This is a genomic window from Paenibacillus sp. FSL k6-2145, assembly GCF_037976585.1.
Taxonomy (GTDB): domain Bacteria; phylum Bacillota; class Bacilli; order Paenibacillales; family Paenibacillaceae; genus Paenibacillus.
Map to the genome: position 1 here is coordinate 908,259 of NZ_CP150267.1, position 14,654 is coordinate 922,912.

A 14,654-nucleotide genomic window follows, 5' to 3' on the forward strand; every position below is an offset into this window, starting at 1 on the left:
TGGCAAGGCACAATCAGACATAGGAACTGATACGCGAGAAAGCCCGGAGCGTTTCCGCTCCGGGCTTTCTGTTTATCCTGTTTTGTTGCTGTTGGTTAAAATAAATTATTTGCCAGACCCAGCCAGAGACTGCTCAGCGATTTGTACCAGACGTTTGGTGATATATCCACCCAAAGATCCTGTTTCACGGGAAGTGTAGTTACCATAGTAACCGTCTTGTGGGATAGTTACACCCAGTTCCTGTGCAGCCTCGATTTTCAATTGTTGCAGTGCTGAATTTGCCTGAGGTACCACCAAGTTGTTAGAACGAGATCCTTGAGCCATATTTATAATCTCCCTTCAATCTGTGTCTGTAATGTAATTGCAAGCTTGCAAGATTATTATGGCTCGTAGGCTACAGGTTATACGGAGTTTTACTAAATTTGTAGATGGAGGTTTTTCCCAATGAGTAAAGGCTTATCCTTATGGTTCGCATTCTCTTCGATTATCTTGTTAACGGTTTCAGCAATTATGATCTCCTACTCTGGTTGGTTTGCTGCACTACTGTTTGTCCTGTCCATTGCCAACATTGGCTGGGGATTTGTGATTCGTGCCAAAAAAGAACGTCAGGAAGTTCGCTCGGCTGCTTCAGAGCCCACTTCTTGAGCAGGTCATTTGATAGTTCAATAATGAACGCACAAATAAAGAGGAGTCCTTCAATAGGACTCCTCTTTATTTATGTTAACTATTCATTGCATGAAATGAAGATCTTGTTCAGCACTACTGTTTACGTCTCGGAACAAATCCCATACGTTCTTTCACTGCATCCAACGTTTGAGCAGCAACTTCTTCTGCACGACGGGCTGACGTATCCAGAACATCCGCCAATTCGCCAGATTCACGAATCTCATTATATCGTTGTTGTAGCGGTTCAATCACAGATACAACCACTTCAGCCAGTTCCTTTTTGAATGGACCGTACATCTTGCCTTCATAACGCTCAGCTACTTCTTTAAGCGTCATACCTGCACATTCAGCATATATACTCATCAGATTGCTGACTTCCGGTTTGTTTGCCGGATCATATACGACTTCACGTCCCGAATCTGTAGTGGCACGGCTGATTTTTTTGCGAATGACATCCGGCGGATCCAGCAGGGCAATATAGCTGCCAGCATTAGGATTACTTTTGCTCATTTTCGAAGAGGCATCATCAAGTGACATTACCCGAGCACCTACCTGTGGGATATACGGATCTGGAATGGTGAAGTACTCCCCATAACGGTGGTTAAAACGTCCTGCCAGATCACGTGTCAGTTCCAGATGCTGCTTCTGATCCTCACCTACTGGTACAAGGTCAGCATTGTATAACAAAATATCCGCCGCCATTAATGATGGATACACGAACAGTCCGGCACCAACGGAATCTTTACCGGATGATTTATCCTTAAACTGAGTCATGCGTTCAAGCTCACCCATGGAGGTCAGCGTTGTCATCAACCAGCCCAATTCCGCGTGCTGCGGAACATGGGATTGCAAAAATACGTTAGATTTCGAAGGATCAATACCTGCTGCAATAAACAGTGCAGCTACTGCTTCCGACTGTTCACGCAATGCTGCTGGCTCCTGAGCCACGGTGATGGCATGAAGATCAACCACCATGAAATGACATTGATAGTCATGCTGGAGTTTTACAAAATTTTTGATAGCACCAATATAGTTGCCCAATGTGAGCTTACCGCTTGGCTGAATACCTGAAAGTACTGTTTTCATTACACATAACGCCTCCCTGATTGTATATAAAAAAAACTCCTGCCATTCTCTGCGAACGCAAAAAGGCCCCACATCCGCAAGGGACGTGAGACCGTGGTGCCACCCTTATTCGCTTTTCTTCCATTGCTCCTGACCCTGAATCAAGTCAAGCCGAAGAAATGCCTTCATTGTTCCGTAACGTGGATTATACGGCAGACTCTAGTGGGGCAAGCCCATCTCTGGCTTAACCTGTTCAAACCTACACTCAAGGGTCCATTCGGTTAAGAGCTCACACCGGTTCGCATCAACCACCGGCTTTCTGAAGAGGATTCTCTTGGCCTACTTATCCCTGTCATCGATTTCATGTCATTCAATTCTAATAAAAGCTTTCAGAGTTCCATCTTAATGCGCACAGGCGCGAATGTCAAAATGAGTTGAACTTTTTTACCCGAGACATCAAAATCTGTTATGATGGAATTGCTTATCCTGTTGCCTGCTTCACACGAAATAGCGCAGGAAATAGCTGGCATGTACACAACGACACGCCTGCAGCAGTAGCTTCATCACAACTGCTTGCAGACAGATTTCAAGTGGGAAAAGGAGCATCGATATGAAACAAGTGACCAAAGGCCAATGGAATGGTTACGACACGTATATCCTACATAGCCGTGAATTGGAAATCACCCTGCTGCCGCGTCTTGGAAATAATATTATTTCTATTCGCGATTTAGTGCAGGACAGAGATGTCGTCCGCCGTCCGGATGAAGACGATCTTGCCTTTTATCTGCAGAAGCCGTACCATTTTGGCGTTCCTCTCCTGATTCCACCAGGGCGCATTCATCGTGGACAATTCGAATATGAAGGCGTTCGTTACCAGTTCGATCAGAACACGGCGAATGACAACCATATTCACGGTCTCCACCGTACCCAATCCTGGTGTGTCAGTGACATTGAGGAAGATGAAGACGGCTGTGCAATTACGACTGAATTACTGACCGAAAATGAAGAGCATTGGATGGCTCAATTCCCGATTCCCCTGAAACTTGAGATGACGTTCAGTCTGCAAAACGCTGTATTTAGCCAGCGTCTGCGAGTCACCAATCTGAGCTCGACACCTGCTCCTTTTGGGATGGGATATCATACATGGTTTTTGTTAGACGGCAAACCTGCCGACTGGACACTGCAACTGCCTGTTTCCGGAATATACGGACAGAATGAAGAACAATTACCGACAGGTGAACTGGAGTCCCTGGGCGAATGGTCTGCTCTTAACGAAGGCATCAATTTGCAGGGACGTAACTGGGATACCCTGTTGAAAGCTACCGAAGGTGAACCGGCTACGGCTTACTTACGCAGGCAAGATGGATATACATTGAAATATTCAGCAGATGAAGCATTTTTCAAACATTGGGTTCTCTTTACCAAAGGTGAATCCGATCAGTTTTTGTGCATTGAACCGTACACTTGGCTCCCGGATGCACCTAATTTGGCTTTATCGGATGAACAAACCGGGTTGATTCGCTTGGAACCGGAACAGCCTGTTGAGTTATTTACACGTATTGAGGTTATACCTCCTACAGACTAAACGAGCTGATCATCCTCTATTTTGCTTTTACGCTATCACCATATATTTGGATATCCAAATACAACTTGCCGACCCGCATTGGGTCGGCTTTTTTATGTGTCCTGTGCACTGATATTTATCCATATTTTTCCTTAAGCCATATCATGTATATTTCCTTATTCTCTAACCATACTAACATCACCAACCCATAAGGAGGTGACACATATGTACGGAAGTCAAAACCAAGGTAGCGGTAGCCGCTCCAATAACCTGGTCGTTCCCCAAGCAACAGCAGCATTGCAACAATTGAAAATTGAAGCTGCTCAAGAGCTGGGTGTAACTATTCCACAAGATGGTTACTACGGTAACTATACTTCCCGTGAGACAGGTTCTCTGGGTGGATACATCACTAAACGTCTGGTGCAAATCGCTGAGCAGCAATTATCGGGTCGTTCGTAAGCTCGTAATTATTGCTTGAGCCTAAGCAGAATCCAAAAGTAAAAGCGGCCTTCTTCGGAAGTGCCGCTTTCTCTTGTGCAACTAATTAGGAGGTCGACTCCATATCTGAATCCTTGTATGTATTGGTTCTAGGGTAACGAATCATCAGGCTTGCCATATTGTAATTAGACTCCATTGTTGCATCCACCAAAATCATACCTTGTCTTACTGTGAAGTCGTATGATATCTCGCCATGCGTCCAATTGCGTTTGAATTTCAACGTCTCCAGTGCCATTGCCCGGAAAGAAGTTCTCTGGGTTTTGTTTAGCCCCCCTTCCTCCACATCCATCTGCCCATCTCGTCCAGCTATCGGATTATGTCGAATACCGAATTTCCCAATTACGTTGTTTCGTATTTGCACAAAAACTACCCCTGAATCTAACCCTGATAACTCATGATCAAGTTCTTTGAATACCAGATCCAACTGCCTCGCTAATGAAAGCTCATCAATTTTCATATTAACACTCTCCTTATATGCTTATAGTCCTATACATCAAGGACTTACGACTCATTATATGACATCATATGTGCTCATTCAACAAACAAAGTAAAAGTTGGGTATTTCTAACTATTATTTGCACAATTAATTGCCATTCCACTCCCTTAAACTGAGCTTTTTCACTCAATTACGACAAAATCTTCGAGAATCGAAAATGAGGACTCAGTACAAAAGAGGCTGCAATCCCGTGTCTGTTAACAGGGGATTGCAGCCTCTTTCAGATATATTCAACCTATTATATTCAACCTATTTTTCGGTCGTCGTCATCTGTAGAAACTGCTCAATATCGGCAATAACCAAGTCCGCAGCATTTTGCCAGAATTCCGGTTGTGTCAGGTCCGTACCCAGATGTTTCTGAGCAAGTTCTTCGACCGTCATACGACCTGTATCCCGCAATAAATCATCATATTTATCTGCAAATGCTGTACCTTCCTGCTGCGCTCTTGCATAGATTCCCGCACTGAACATATACCCGAACGTGTATGGGAAATTATAGAATGGCACACCAGTCAGATAGAAATGCAGTTTGGATGCCCAGAAATGAGGATGATCTGATGCAAGTACACCGCAGAACGCTTCCTGCTGCGCCTCCACCATTAATTTGGATAATTCATCCGCGTTGACCAGGCCTTTTTTGCGTTGTTCATAGAAACGATTCTCAAACAGGAACCGGGCATGGATGTTCATAAAGAAAGCTACACTTCTCTGTATCTTGTCTTCCAGCAACGCCAGCTTCTCTTGCTCATCTGTTGCCGCCTGCACCAGGGCATCTGCTACAATCAGTTCAGCAAACGTGGACGCTGTCTCAGCCACATTCATCGCATAACGTTGATTCAATGCAGGCAGCTCTTCCATAATGTGTTGATGATAACCATGACCAAGTTCATGCGCAAGAGTCGACACATTAGATGGTGTCCCAGAGAAGGTCATGAAAATTCGGGTTGCTTTGCTAAGTGGCAAAGACGTACAGAATCCGCCTGGACGCTTGCCAGGACGGTCTTCTGCTTCGATCCAGCGTTTCTCAAAAGCCATCTCTGCAAACGAGGAAAGTTTAGGACTGAACTTGGCAAACTGTTCAACAATATTGATGGCTGCCTCATCGTAAGTGATTTTGCCACTCGATTTACCTACAGGTGCATCTACGTCGCTCCAGCTGAGCTTGTCTACCCCCAGCAGTTCTGCCTTGCGCTCCAGATATTGAACAAGCGCAGGTTTGGCACCATTAATCACATCCCACATCGTATCCAGTGTCTGACGTGACATCCGGTTGATAGCCAGAGGTTCCTTGAGGATATCATCCCAGCCACGTTTCTCATATAACTTCAGACGGAATCCCGCAAGGTGATTCAGCGTGTCAGCGCAGAAATCTTCGACATCGGTCCAAGCCTGCTCCCAGTTTGCAAATACCGTCTCACGTACATTCCGATCACTATCGCTCAGCTTGTTGGCAGCCTGTCCTGCGGAGAGCATCACCGTTTCCCCATCTTGCTCAAATGGAATGTTCACCTTGCTTACGATCGTGTTGTAGAATTTGCCCCAACCATGGTAACCATCTACACCAAGATCCAGAGCAAGACCTTCCAGTTCAGGCGACAGCTTCTCACGAGCCAGCGTGCGACTCTCGTTCAGTACAAATGCCAGCGGCTGAATATCTTCCCGAGCAATCCAAGCGTCCCACACCGAATCTGATGTCTGACTGAGTGTATTATCGAACTTCGATTTACTGCCGTTCAGCATCGCACCAAGGGAACTGATGGCGCCTTGAAGCTGCGTTGCCTTTTTGTCCTTCTGGTTTTGCGATGAGAGGCAGGATACAAACGCAGAACCTTCCGATACGCGCATATAACAGCTTTGCAGCAGTTCCAAAATCGGATCAAATGCAGCCGTCTCTTCTAATGAAGTCGGTGCAAGTGTTTCGTTCAACAGATGTTGCAGTTTACGTACATCCTCTTCCAGTTCAATCAGATACGCAGCAAATGTCTCGGAGGAAGAACCTCCACTAAAAATGGACTCCAGATCCCATACGGGGTGTAATGGCGTTTTCATTTAATAAGGCACCTCTCTCTATAAATTGGATGGTTAGGATTGAATTAAAAACTGGTTTTCTGTTCACTGTATCTCTATACTAGAGAAATACTTATAGCAACTTTCAGGAGGTAAACGTATGAAACCTTTACAAGTATCGGCTGATACAGCCGTCAAATTAGCAGAATCCCTGGGCGTACCTTTGGAGCACCTGATGCACATGCCCCAACATATCCTGATGCAGAAGATTGCGGAACTCGCCAAACAAGAAGCCTCCAAACCTTCCGCACCAGAAGGCGAACAAGAATGATTCCGTTTGAGAACAGCTGGCCTTACGATATTGTGATGGGAGACATCTATGTACAGCAATGTCCCTACTGTCATGCAAGCAACGTGCTGCTCCCCCTCAAACCAAAAGAGCTTGTGCTCATTCGCGAAGGCAAAAAGAAATTACTGGTCTTTCCCTGCTGTAATACAAGCATGACCGTGATCGACAACGACAGTGACTATTTGTTATCCAACCGTCCTGTCCGTAACTAATGCAAGATCAACTTAGAGGGGGCTGCGCTTCGCAGCCTCTTTGTCTGTTTCCAGCATCTCTTCAGGGAGTTCCAACTTACTTGAAATCATCTGCTCACGCAGCACAGCCCACTGTTCCCTTGAAGCACGAATCATGGCCGCATCAGTGATCCGCTTGTCATGAATGACCTTGCTGAACCATTGCACTGCTTCATTAAACCGTCCTACCCTACGGTTCAATTCCCCGAGCAAATACAACAGTTTGGCTTCATTGCCACCCGTTCCTTCACGTTCGAACACCTTCACATAGGCTTCAAGGCTAAATTCAAGAAAACGATGTTCCTGTGCATGGTCTTCCATATAACGATACAACCAAGCTATATGATGCAACAGACCAGCGACGACACGATCTTTCTCCTGGATAACCTGTGCGCATAACAAAGCAAGCTTGTACGTAGCCAGCGCCTGGTCCAGTGTCCGTGCTCCGCTATAATCACGTTTTACCCAGCGATTACCGACCTGTTCCTTAAAAGCCTTGCGCTGAGCATCATTCAAATGTTCCGTTGCGTTCTCCGTGGAGGCAAACCCGCACTGCGGACAGATGCGAACCACATAAAAATCTGGATTCTCCAGCTTGTAGTACGCACAAAAATCCGAATCCGTCCGGTAGGGCCTTTTCAAACTCGGTCTTACCCGAGAGGTTTCATACTCGGTTTCGCAATAATGACAGGTCACCTTCACCTTATATAGCGGCTCTAATTCCAATCTCTTCCATCCCTCTCCCGTACGCTTATAATCATATTCGGAACTACGGTGTATTCACAAAATGATGTGCAGGCCCAGATAAACGCTGCAGGATAAATGAATGCAAGGGCTCCTCCACACCGATCTGTGTTAAGGCTTGGTCCATACACGCAAGCCACGCCTCAGCCCGTTCAACCGTCACTTCAAAATGCATATGACGGGCACGCATCATCGGGTGTCCAAACGCCTCGGAAAACAGCCCTGGTCCTCCAAAAAACTGAGACAAAAACATATACTGCTTGTCGATGACCGGCTGAATATCTTCCGGGAAAAGCGGAGCCAGCTGCTCATTCTGCTGAACGATCGGATAGAAAGCCTCGACCAGTGCGCGAACACCTTTCTCACCGCCAAGATTGTCATAAATACTCAAACTGGGATTCATTCGTCTGATTCCCCTTTCTGATGTCGAATTTTGCCATATATTACACGTTCCGTGAACATTGTGAAAACAGTAACAATATCCAGGCCCCAAAAGCCTTTATCTCCATTCTATCAAAAAAAACCAAAAAGTCCTATATAACATGAAATCATCAGCACATGTAACCTGCCATCTGTATATAGGACTTCTTCAAAACATAACACAAAAAAAAGCGCCAACCGCATAGGTTGGCGCACTAGATATTCCATTAATAACTCCGCCAGTCCTCTTCCTCAGAGCGTACCAGCGAGGCACGTATCACATATACAAAAGCACAGACCAGGATTCCGGTGACAAGACTCATGATCATCACTCCATCCGAATTGAATTCCACCTTGGAGACAATTAGGTGACGTTCAGGCGTTTTTCTCATTTTAGCATACATCACTCAAAAACACAGCCACTTTTGCAAGCGCTTTCTACGTATAATTTTGTACTGTTTGTCCACTTTTTTTCATATATTGATGGCAATAGACATCACAGACTTCCGCACACCGACCATTCCAAAAATAAAGGAGAAGAATTCATGGCTGCTTCACAACGACTCACCCATGTCCTGGTCACACTCGCTCTCCTGATCCTTTGTGTGTTAATGGTCTTGTATCCAGCGGAAACCTGGCATGCAGGTGTACGCGGACTGTCCATCTGGTGGGACGTATTGTTTCCCTCCCTTTTTCCTTTTTTGGTGCTGTCCGAGCTGCTGCTCGGCTTTGGCATTGTTCATTTTCTAGGTACCTTACTGAATCCACTGATGCGTCCATTGTTTCGTGTTCCCGGAAGCGGTGGTTTTGTATTTGCCGTGAGCTGTGCATCCGGTTATCCTACAGGGGCAAAACTGACCGCCCAGTTATGGGAACAAAAGCTGGTTACCCGGGAAGAAGGAGAACGGCTCGTTGCCTTCACGACATCATCCGATCCGATCTTTATGATTGGAGCCGTATCGGTTGGGTTCTTCCATAATGTCGCCATCGCTCCAGTATTGGTTGCGAGCCATTACGCTGCAGCTTTTCTGGTGGGTATGCTCATGCGTTTTCACGGGGGTACAGCAAAAGGCTCACAGCCAGACATCTCTTCTGCATCTCCATCGGAGGAGACACCTCGAAACAGACTGGTACGGGCCATCTATGCGATGCATGAAGCCAGAAAGGCTGACGGACGGGCATTCGGTGAACTGCTGCGCCAGGCAGTCTCCTCATCCCTTCGCCTTATTATTATCGTAGGAGGGCTGGTTGTATTCTTCTCGGTCATGATGGAGCTGCTTGTACAGACCGGTTGGCTTGGCGGATTATACGGGATAACCGAGCAATTGTTACGACATAGCGGACTGCCTCCATCTTTATCTCCTAGCTTGGTCGGTGGGCTGTTTGAAGTAACGCTGGGGAACAAAGAGGCTGGGAGTGCCGGGGCATCCATCCAACTCGTCTATAAAGTAGCAGCAGCAGCCTTTGTTCTCTCCTGGGGCGGATTATCCGTCCATGCACAGATTATGAGTGTTCTTAGCAACACACCCATGAGATACGGTCCATTTCTATTTGCCAGAGCGATTCATGCGCTAATCGCACCTGTGCTGGTCCTGCTGTTATGGACACCCATGATGGGGCGTTCCTCTTCACCCGTTCTCATGGAGCCCGGTTTCATCCCATCGTTATCAACATATACACCGGACTGGGGACTGATCTTTTTGTCCGGAATGATTGTTTTTGTAAGCCTCATCGTGTTGTTGTTATTCCTTGCGATATTAAGTTCCATTCTCAAGCCTAGACGACATGCCAAAAATAAGTGAACGATTCATCTATATTTAACGGAATATGCGCCCAAACGTTGTGTTCTTTCGCGGAATTGATTATCATCGGTAGTATAATGACCACAAAGGAGCTTTCATCTTGAGATACTATGTTCAAGACCGCGGAGACCAGTTATCGATTGATCTCAGTCAGCAGTTTCATGCGCTGGCGAAGGAAGAAGGGTTCAAGCTGGATGCAGAATCGCCGGAGATTGTTATCTCCATCGGGGGCGATGGTACGATGCTACAGGCATTTCACAATTTCATCGACCGCATTCCGGATATTGCTTTTGTTGGGGTTCATACAGGCCATCTCGGCTTTTACGCCGATTGGAAGAAGGAAGAATTACGCGAGTTAGTCAGGCTGATGAGTGGCAAAGGAGATCCGGAACGTCTCAAACCACGCATTGTACAATACCCGCTATTGGAGCTTGAGATTCGGAAAAAGTCAGGGAATTCCTCTTACATCGCCCTTAATGAATTTACGTTAAAAGGTGTAGACGGTACCGTCGTGGCCCAGGTCGATATTAACGATGTGACATTTGAGATGTTCCGTGGGGATGGCATCTGTGTATCCACGCCATCAGGCAGCACCGCATACAACAAGGCCCTTGGCGGTGCCATGGTTCATCCAACCATCGAGGCCATTCAGATTGCGGAGATTGCATCGATTAATAATCGGGTCTATCGGACACTTGGTTCACCGGTTATTTTGCCCAAGCATCATCATTGTGATATTTTCTCCCGCAAGGATCAGCGGTTATTGATGACCATTGATCATGTGAATGTGATGGTGGAGGATCTGATCTCCGTCCGTTGTCAGGTATCCAGTCACAAGGTCAGTTTCGCGCGTTTCCGCCCTTATCCATTCTGGAACCGGGTTCGCACGGCATTTCTTGACTAAAATAAACACACCAAAAAAGCGGTCCTTCTCAGGAACCGCTTTTTGCTTTGGCTTGAGGCTGATCTTTGCTCTTCTGAAGCACAAAGTACGCACAGCCAAAGTTACAATATTCATTGATATAATCCACCATACTGGCGATCGTGGAATCCTTTGTCGCTTTCGGATGGTTATCACGGTAAAAACCTTTTAACCTTAACTGGCTATAACCCCAGTCTCCGATAATATAGTCATAACGCTCCAGCACTTCACTGTAACGATCACGGAAAACCTCTGGATTCCAGCCTTCTTTGTGGTTCTGGACGATTTCATAATTTTTGCCGCCGATCTGTACAATGACCGGTTCTTTGGGCTTTTCTTCAACTGACTCAACAACCGATTCCTGAACCGGCTCCTGGATCTGTTCCTGAAGTTGGTCCTGAATCTGTTCTGTGTTTTTTTCTTCTTCCAATCCGGTATCCTCCATCACGCGTGTGTTGCCGCCTGTTCAGCATGTTTGGTAGCCGATTTCACCTGTTCATGCGCATGGTAGGAGCTGCGTACCATCGGGCCAGATTCGACGTGGCTGAATCCACGTTTTAATCCTTCCTGTTTTAATGCAGCAAACTCCTCTGGCGGATAATACTTTTCAACATACAGATGTTTCTCCGATGGCTGCAAATATTGACCAATCGTCATAATATCACAGTTTACCGCACGAAGATCATCCATTGTTGATAAAATTTCATTATATTCCTCACCTACACCAAGCATAATGCTTGATTTCGTTGGGATGTTAGGTTGCATTTCTTTGGCACGAGCAAGCAATTCCAGTGAACGTTTATATTTCGCCTTGGCACGCACTTTGTCTGACAACCGCTCAACCGTCTCAATATTGTGATTCAGGATGTCCGGTTTGGCATCCATTACAATCTGCAAAGATTCCCGATCGCCCAGAAAGTCTGGAATGAGTACTTCAACGCTGCACAATGGCAACCGCCGCCGTACGGCCTTTACCGTCTCTGCAAAGATCGTAGCTCCCCCGTCTTTCAGATCGTCACGGGCTACACTTGTAATTACGCAGTGTTGCAGATTCATCTGCTCTGCTGCTTCAGCCACACGTTCTGGTTCCTGCAAATCAAGCTCCGTTGGCAAGCCTGTATTCACCGCGCAAAAACGGCATGCCCTTGTGCAAATATCGCCCAAAATCATAAAAGTGGCCGTTCGATTGGCCCAGCATTCATAAATATTCGGACACCGCGCTTCCTCACATACCGTATGCAGCGTTTTGGAACGCATCATCGTTTTCATTTCCTGATAGTTATCGCCGGTTGTCAATTTGATCCGAATCCAATCCGGCTTCGGTTCTTTAACACGTTTAGCCAATGCATAAACCTTCTTTCTACTGAAGTTAGGCTGTTGCTCGGAACATATTATACCATGAAAGCGCTGGAAAAACCCCCATTTGTCACATCTTGTGCATTCCTGCCCGATATGGACAATTTGTATAATTCGATTCCCCCCAAGAGCTTACATGGATAAAATGAGAACTTTTGAAGAACGCTAACCTTTAGCTTGGTTCATCGGGTACCTTGTATCATTCTAATGGAAAGGGGCTGCTTCCCAGTGCAACAACGCTTGACCTTCAGGCACACGTACCGCTTTTGGATCAAAACATTACTTGCAGGTACTCTGCTTCTCCCATTCTTGCCTGTTGAAGTTTACAGTGAACCCGCCCAGGCCGCTCCCAAACCACAGGCTGCCGAGTTAAAACCCGCAGAAATTTTCGCTGCACGTCGCCATTTATATGAAACCATCGGTCAGATGACCCAGATTCCCTGGTACAGGCTTGCTGCAATTGATCAGTATGAACGAACAATTACTCGCGCACATCCAAAAGATCGCAAGCATCCGGAGCGGCTTACGGGTATCTTCATGACCCCTCCGGCCTGGAGAGGATGGCTAAATCCCGATGAGACGGATCAACATCCGGAATCCATTCTTTTTTTCAAAGGATATGGACGTGATGGTTCAGGAGACGGTATAGCGGATGCCAACAATGATCTGGATGTGCTGTACAGCATGGCTTCTGTTATTCAAGGTTACGGAAACAAGCAAGAGGACTTCAACATTGCCTTGTGGGAATATTATCACAATTCCCGTGCTGTGCAACGGATACAGCAATTCGCGAAGTTATATGAGCATTTTGACAATCTGGATCTATTCGGACATGCCTTTCCAGTCCCGCTTGGAACCAACTACTCCTATCGCAGTACCTGGGGTACAAAAAGAAGCTGGGGTGGTTATCGCATTCATGAGGGAACAGATATTTTTGCTCCGCATGGCCTGCCTGTGCGCAGTACCTGTTATGGGGTCGTGGAAATCAAAGGCTGGAATCCGTTTGGCGGCTGGCGCATCGGAATTCGGGATTTGAACAACCATTATCACTATTACGCCCATCTTTCGGGTTTTGACAAAAGTGCACGCATCGGTGAAGTTGTTATCCCCGGTCAGGTCGTAGGTTGGGTGGGCAGTTCGGGTTACGGGAAACCCGGGACGCAGGGCAAATTCCCTCCGCATCTACACTATGGGATCTATCGGGACAGCGGACTGCACGAATGGTCGTTCGATCCTTATCCACAGCTGAAACATTGGGAACAGGATGAACGCAAACAAAAGAGCAAGAAAAGTAAGTGAGACGAGGATATGCTTGGTACGCGGGAGCAATTTGGAGTACACCTCACGTCTTGACCCAAACCTATAAATTGGCGGGATTAAGTTGATTCTCTTCGGCTCAGTGTACGATAAGCATTCGAAAAAGGGACCTCTTAGATAGAGGTCCCTTTTTCGCTTTGCTTTAGATATTTGTGTGTATCATGGGTGCGCGTCCTTATTGAGCTGAAATCCCCCATTCACATCAGGCAGATCATCCGGCTCAATTTCAAGTTCATTCCCTTGCAAAGGGTTTGACGGCGTCTGTTGCTGGTTCTGGCTAGGGGGATTCGTAGTTACTCCATTACCGCTTGATACACCCGTATGACCTGATGGCAGCGCAATAGCTGGGGCATTACTGCCGTTACTGCCCACTGGCTTGCCCTGATTATCGTAATAATACATTGGCACATCCCCGACAACCAGAAGGTAGGAAATCGGGATTTCCGTATCGACCGTTTCCGGCTCCATGTCGAATGGCACCACGACCGCGACCTCAGCAATGATGTGAATGTACACTTCCACCAAAATCATGTTAATACCCGCATTCTGTTGACGGGTGTTCAGGTCCACTTTGACAGCGCCCTGGGGCTCTATACGAACCGGTATACTCGGGCCAAATGAAGCCAACACCGGACTGCCGAGCGCCTGCCCCAGCGGGATTTTTTCTTTTAACATGTGTACATTCTGCAGCGTGGATTGCACAATATTCATCGTACTTGCAGTGATTCGCATATGCTCATTGTAGTTCAGCATGAAACCGGACACTTTCCCGGCGGTATCCGTCTTCCAGTCAATCAGCCCTTCGTTGGTTTTGCCATCGGCAACTTGTGCTGTAATCGCCTTGTTGATCGCTTCAGTTGCAATCTGCTTCACTCTGATCTTGGCCAAGTGCATGATGGGGGGCTTCATTTTCTTATCCACATAAGCAAAGCCCTGCATCAAACAAAACGCGGTGACCAATAAAATGATCAACCACATTTTGCGTTTGCCGCTTGGCGGCTTACGGCGTCTCCGGCTTCGCCATTTTCTTCTCATCATCGAAGTGTCCCTCCCCTACGGGATGAGCTATAGGCTATATGTTAACCTTATGCACCGTTGTCCCGAAAAAGAAGGACAGTACGTGGACACTGGATAGAAAGTAACAACAACATTAAAGGGACAAGTACTCCTCGTACTCCTCATTGGGCTAAACTAACAGGAAATCGGAAACTACATAAA

The 14,654-nt window shown here is 46.6% G+C and carries 18 protein-coding genes and 1 other annotated feature; of the genes, 8 read left to right on the forward strand and 10 right to left on the reverse strand.

Annotated features, from left to right (window positions below; translation table 11 throughout):
* Positions 1–105 precede the first annotated feature (105 nt).
* On the reverse strand, positions 106–324 hold the full coding sequence (locus NZ043_RS04015; RefSeq protein WP_017692386.1) for an alpha/beta-type small acid-soluble spore protein: 219 nt from the start codon (positions 322–324) through the stop codon (positions 106–108).
* 120 nt (positions 325–444) lie between these two features.
* On the opposite strand from NZ043_RS04015, the gene NZ043_RS04020 reads away from it, so the two are divergent.
* Positions 445–645: a hypothetical protein gene (locus tag NZ043_RS04020; protein ID WP_017692385.1), complete on the forward strand. Its 201-nt coding sequence runs from the start codon at positions 445–447 to the stop codon at positions 643–645.
* 114 nt (positions 646–759) lie between these two features.
* On the opposite strand, the gene trpS is transcribed toward NZ043_RS04020, so the two are convergent.
* Positions 760–1,752, reverse strand: a complete 993-nt coding sequence (gene trpS, locus NZ043_RS04025; RefSeq protein ID WP_036605729.1) for a tryptophan--tRNA ligase — start codon at positions 1,750–1,752, stop codon at positions 760–762.
* Between the two features lie 76 nt (positions 1,753–1,828).
* Positions 1,829–2,096 (reverse strand) — a binding site (T-box leader).
* Positions 2,097–2,341: 245 nt separating this feature from the next.
* Here trpS and NZ043_RS04030 point away from each other — a divergent pair.
* Positions 2,342–3,316, forward strand: coding sequence for an aldose 1-epimerase (locus tag NZ043_RS04030; RefSeq protein WP_036673298.1), 975 nt, complete (start codon positions 2,342–2,344; stop codon positions 3,314–3,316).
* A gap of 204 nt (positions 3,317–3,520) precedes the next feature.
* Positions 3,521–3,754: an alpha/beta-type small acid-soluble spore protein gene (locus NZ043_RS04035; protein ID WP_047841310.1), complete on the forward strand. Its 234-nt coding sequence runs from the start codon at positions 3,521–3,523 to the stop codon at positions 3,752–3,754.
* An 85-nt stretch (positions 3,755–3,839) separates the two neighbouring features.
* Here NZ043_RS04035 and NZ043_RS04040 read toward each other — a convergent pair whose 3' ends face one another.
* Complete coding sequence (locus NZ043_RS04040; RefSeq protein ID WP_091037917.1) at positions 3,840–4,250, reverse strand: O-methyltransferase; 411 nt, start codon at positions 4,248–4,250, stop codon at positions 3,840–3,842.
* A 288-nt stretch (positions 4,251–4,538) separates the two neighbouring features.
* A complete protein-coding gene (locus NZ043_RS04045; RefSeq protein ID WP_133387431.1) occupies positions 4,539–6,338 on the reverse strand; it encodes a M3 family oligoendopeptidase in 1,800 nt (599 codons plus the stop codon).
* 118 nt (positions 6,339–6,456) lie between these two features.
* Between NZ043_RS04045 and NZ043_RS04050 the strand changes: the two genes are divergently transcribed.
* Both NZ043_RS04050 and NZ043_RS04055 read left to right on the forward strand, forming a co-directional pair.
* Positions 6,457–6,627: a YycC family protein gene (locus NZ043_RS04050; RefSeq protein WP_017692379.1), complete on the forward strand. Its 171-nt coding sequence runs from the start codon at positions 6,457–6,459 to the stop codon at positions 6,625–6,627.
* Positions 6,624–6,857 carry a hypothetical protein gene (locus tag NZ043_RS04055; protein WP_091037922.1) on the forward strand — a complete coding sequence of 78 codons (234 nt, stop codon included), beginning with the start codon at positions 6,624–6,626 and terminating at the stop codon, positions 6,855–6,857. The genes NZ043_RS04050 and NZ043_RS04055 overlap by 4 nt, the downstream gene beginning before the upstream one ends.
* A gap of 12 nt (positions 6,858–6,869) precedes the next feature.
* Here NZ043_RS04055 and NZ043_RS04060 read toward each other — a convergent pair whose 3' ends face one another.
* From NZ043_RS04060 to NZ043_RS04070, 3 genes are all read right to left on the reverse strand, one after another.
* Positions 6,870–7,601 (reverse strand): DUF2225 domain-containing protein, encoded by a 732-nt coding sequence (locus NZ043_RS04060; RefSeq protein ID WP_091037923.1) that lies wholly within the window; start codon positions 7,599–7,601, stop codon positions 6,870–6,872.
* Positions 7,602–7,644: 43 nt separating this feature from the next.
* Positions 7,645–8,022, reverse strand: coding sequence for a globin (locus NZ043_RS04065; protein WP_036605723.1), 378 nt, complete (start codon positions 8,020–8,022; stop codon positions 7,645–7,647).
* 244 nt (positions 8,023–8,266) lie between these two features.
* On the reverse strand, positions 8,267–8,431 hold the full coding sequence (locus NZ043_RS04070; protein ID WP_155984997.1) for a hypothetical protein: 165 nt from the start codon (positions 8,429–8,431) through the stop codon (positions 8,267–8,269).
* A 153-nt stretch (positions 8,432–8,584) separates the two neighbouring features.
* Between NZ043_RS04070 and ylbJ the strand changes: the two genes are divergently transcribed.
* Complete coding sequence (gene ylbJ, locus NZ043_RS04075; protein WP_133387430.1) at positions 8,585–9,841, forward strand: sporulation integral membrane protein YlbJ; 1,257 nt, start codon at positions 8,585–8,587, stop codon at positions 9,839–9,841.
* Positions 9,842–9,941: 100 nt separating this feature from the next.
* Positions 9,942–10,745 (forward strand): NAD kinase, encoded by an 804-nt coding sequence (locus NZ043_RS04080; protein ID WP_036673293.1) that lies wholly within the window; start codon positions 9,942–9,944, stop codon positions 10,743–10,745.
* Between the two features lie 28 nt (positions 10,746–10,773).
* Here the strand turns inward: NZ043_RS04080 and NZ043_RS04085 are convergent, their stop codons facing one another.
* Together NZ043_RS04085 and lipA are read right to left on the reverse strand one after the other, a co-directional pair.
* Entirely contained in the window at positions 10,774–11,193 is a 420-nt protein-coding gene (locus tag NZ043_RS04085) for a YutD family protein (RefSeq protein ID WP_240768331.1), read from the reverse strand.
* Positions 11,194–11,207: 14 nt separating this feature from the next.
* Positions 11,208–12,107 carry a lipoyl synthase gene (gene lipA / locus NZ043_RS04090; RefSeq protein ID WP_017692371.1) on the reverse strand — a complete coding sequence of 300 codons (900 nt, stop codon included), beginning with the start codon at positions 12,105–12,107 and terminating at the stop codon, positions 11,208–11,210.
* Between the two features lie 240 nt (positions 12,108–12,347).
* Between lipA and NZ043_RS04095 the strand changes: the two genes are divergently transcribed.
* Positions 12,348–13,418, forward strand: a complete 1,071-nt coding sequence (locus NZ043_RS04095; protein WP_133387429.1) for a peptidoglycan DD-metalloendopeptidase family protein — start codon at positions 12,348–12,350, stop codon at positions 13,416–13,418.
* A gap of 177 nt (positions 13,419–13,595) precedes the next feature.
* Here NZ043_RS04095 and yunB read toward each other — a convergent pair whose 3' ends face one another.
* A complete protein-coding gene (gene yunB, locus NZ043_RS04100; protein WP_133387428.1) occupies positions 13,596–14,474 on the reverse strand; it encodes a sporulation protein YunB in 879 nt (292 codons plus the stop codon).
* Positions 14,475–14,654 lie beyond the last annotated feature (180 nt).